This window comes from Bradyrhizobium sp. LeoA1Lang, assembly GCF_055413685.1.
On record NZ_JBVAPG010000330.1, the window covers coordinates 1 to 3,623 of the forward strand.

The 3,623-nt window shown below is 60.2% G+C and carries 2 protein-coding genes; one reads left to right on the forward strand and one right to left on the reverse strand.

Annotated elements, in window-relative coordinates:
* A partial coding sequence (locus ACZYOF_RS42880) for a hypothetical protein (protein ID WP_463719503.1) occupies positions 1-296 on the reverse strand: 296 nt, incomplete at its 3' end.
* A 507-nt stretch (positions 297-803) separates the two neighbouring features.
* Here ACZYOF_RS42880 and ACZYOF_RS42885 point away from each other — a divergent pair.
* Positions 804-3,623 (forward strand): amino acid adenylation domain-containing protein (locus ACZYOF_RS42885; RefSeq protein WP_463719504.1); only part of this gene is annotated, 2,820 nt, incomplete at its 3' end.

The following is a 3,623-nucleotide window of genomic DNA, read 5'->3' on the forward strand; positions in this document are numbered from 1 at the left end:
AAGCCTTCGTGGTAACGCTTGTCATGGCGTGGTCTCCAGCCCGGCGCGTCAACGCCGGGTGATTCGAGGTTGATCACCCCGGAGACTACGCCACTTTCAATTCCAACCGCTTTTCGGACGGCACCGGACATCAGCCTGGACCAAAAGGTGATGCGTAAGCAGCAACCGTTCGTAATCTGACGCTCTGTATTGTCGCGTTCAGTCGTGTCCAGTTGAAGACGTAATGTCAGGAACCGGACACTGAGGCTCAAATATTTCGCCGCCACGGCGCAAAGACGTGTTTTTTTCCACTTCAAGTAGAGCCTGCACCACCTCTTTGGTGGCACGCGGATTGCTGTGAGACAGTGAGGATCCATAGGACGATAGCGGTCCCGCAGTCGGCCCCGCCCACACATTCAGATGAAGCTTGTTCGATTGATACAAATCAATGCGATAGACGCTGCACGGTTAAGTGCGATCCCGCCAAATGAAGCGTTGCCGCGTCCGTCGGGCAAGCCGCTGTCGTTCTTCGCTCTGGATAACTCTCAAGACTGGCCGGAGTCGATTAGCATTCAGCGCGGCAACTCCCGAGCAAATCCTGACCAGTGTGACAGGCTTGCCTCGCTATGTGGCGGGCGCCTTGGACGGGAACTGCATGCATTGGCTGAGGGGTGAAGATGGTACATTGGTCTCCTCCGACGCACACAGATGCCTGCGAACCAGGCGATTGCGGTGAGCAACAAGCTGCAGCCCCGGCAATCTATTCCAGCGTCTTTGTTGGCAGTGGTACGCTAGCTATTAGGTGCGCGCAGCTGGCAAGGGAGATGGGCCACGACATCCGGGCGGCGCTGTGTGCCGATGCCACATTCGCCGAGTGGGCCGCTCGCGCCAATATCCTGTGTGTTGGGAGCGTTGAAGAGCTCTCCACGTTGCTCAAGACCGAACCGGTGGCGTGGATTTTCTCCGTTGCCAACCCGTTCATACTACCGCCGGAGGTGTTTGGGCGAGCCTGTCAAGGCGCTTTCAATTACCATGACGGTCCGTTGCCACGATATGCGGGAACTCACGCGACGTCTTGGGCGCTGCTGGCGCAAGAGACCGAACATGGCATCACGTGGCATCGTATCGAGCATCGGGTTGATACTGGCGACGTGGTGGTTCAACGCCAAGTCTTAATTGCGCCCAGCGATACGGCGTTAACGCTGAACCTAAAATGTTATGAGGCCGCGATCGAGGGCTTCCGCGAGCTTTTGACCGGCTTAACAAATGGAGAGCTCAGTGTCCGCCCGCAGGCGCTAGTGGACAGACGTGTTTTTCCGAGGCGTCGACGCCCAGATGCTGCGGGCTGTCTGCGATGGAATCAATCCGCGCAAGATCTCTCAGCGATGACACGTGCCTTGGACTTTGGGCCGTATCATGCCAATCCGTTGTGTCTGTCCAAGGCTCTCGTAGGCGATGACGTTGTCGCAGTCAGGTGCTTGGAGGTGACGGCGGGGCGCTCGGGCTTTCCGGCGGGCTCCCTGGTTGAAATCCATTCCAGCCACTGGCGTGTGGCGACAGGGACAGAGGACGTTGATGTTTGGTTTGGCAGCCCGGACGGTCAGGCTCTGGACGCGCGGGCACTCGCAAGGGGCGCCGATCTGGAGGAAGGCGGTCGCCTGCCAATCTTAAGCGATGATCAGGCGCGTCGCATAACTGTGAGCCATGAAACGTTGGCGCCGCGGGAGAGTTTTTGGCGACGGCGGCTTGAGCAGTTTAAAATATTGCAGCTTCCGTATCAGTCGTCTTCAGGAACTGCGGCTCCGCCCCAATGGCAGTCCAGTTCGTGGCTCGTTCCCAGTGCTTTGGCTGAGTTGTCCCCCAGTGATCGCACGGAATACCTACTAAGTGCTTGGCTGACCTATCTCGCCCGCATCACGGGCGAATCAGAGCTTCAATTGGGATGGGCTTCCGCACCGAATGGATCGCGAGCCGGCTTGAAAGCGCTCGAGGTGCTTGTCGCTTCTGTCGTGCCGATGGAAATTGCCATCGACCTCGGCCATGATTTTGCAGAGGTGCGCAGGGCGGTCGCGGCCGAATGCGCTCGGCTGAGGGAGCAGGATAGCTTTGCGCGGGATGTTATCGCGCGCTGCCCGACGTTGCGGGGTATGGAGGTGTTACGATCGCGCCGCCCCTGGCCGGTTGGCGTTACGGTTACTGTAAATGGCGGGTCTGCCGCTGGTGATCTAGCTTCGAGCCCGACGTCTGAGGCCGCCCTGTCCGGTGACGTGCTAACGTTTGAGGTTTGTGCGCTGGATGGGACCTTTCGGTGGCACTTTGATGCCAGTCGCTTGGCGCCCAAGCAGATCAACCGCATGACGCAGCATTTGCAAAATTTGTTGTGTGCTGTGGTTGCCGATGCGCAGCAACCGGTCGGGCGCATTGGGCTCTTGTCGGCCGCTGAGCGCGCGTATCTGCTGGAGGAGCTGAACCGGACCGCGGCGGCCTATCCGTCGGAGCGGTGCATCCACGAGCTGTTTGAGGCGCAGGTGCGCCAGGCGCCGGATGCGGTGGCGGTGGTCTATGCGGACGAGTGCTTGAGCTATGGCGAGCTCAATGCGCGGGCGAACCGGCTGGCGCATCATCTGATCGGGCTCGGGGTGAGGCCGGATCAGCCGGTCGCGATCTGCCTTGAGCGCAGCGTGGCGATGGTGGTGGGGCTGCTGGCGATCCTGAAGGCGGGCGGCGCCTACCTGCCGCTCGATCCGGCCTATCCGTCGGCGCGGCTGCGCCAGGTGCTCGACGATGCGGCGCCGCTTTTGGTGCTGGCCGATGCGGCCGGCCGCGCCGCGCTGGGCGCCGATGCGCTGCTCGATCTGACGGTGGTCGATCTGGAGGCGGCGACGCCGGCGTGGGCGGAGCTGCCGGCGACGGATCCGGATGTGCGCGCCCTCGGGCTGAGCTCGCGCCATCTCGCTTATGTGATCTACACCTCGGGATCGTCAGGCACCCCCAAGGGCGTCATGGTCGAGCATGGAAGTTTGGTGAACTATTTGCAATGGTCAGATCGCAGCTATTACAAACGAGCTTTGAACGGCTCGCCCATACTGCATCCGTTGAGCTTTGACGGCATCGTTACAACCTTGTTCGGGCCTCTGTTGGCAGGTGCCAGGCTCCGTCTTCTAAAGCCGATTGCTCAAATCGATTCGCTTGCTGCTGTAGAGCAGGGGCAGACCTATGACCTGATTAAGCTGACTCCTTCGCATCTGAGCATGCTGAACAAGCGGCTTGAAGCCTACAAAGGACCAGCTCCGACAAGAGCTCTGATGGTTGGCGGCGAGGCGTTAATCCCGGCAGATATACAGTTCTGGCAAGAGCGTTTTCCGAACGTGCGTCTGATCAATCACTATGGTCCGACAGAAGCAACAGTTGGAAGTGCCACATTCGAAATATCTCAAGCTGTCGAGGGGCGGAGCTCGATCCCAATTGGGCGTCCGATCGCGAACGCGCGGGTCTACCTGCTTGACGGTCATGGTGCGCCGGTTCCGTTTGGTGCGGTGGGGGAGCTTTACATTGGCGGGGCGGGGGTCGCGCGGGGCTATCTGAAGCGGCCCGAGCTGACGGCGGAGCGGTTCATCGCCAGTCCCTTTGTGGAAGGCGATCGG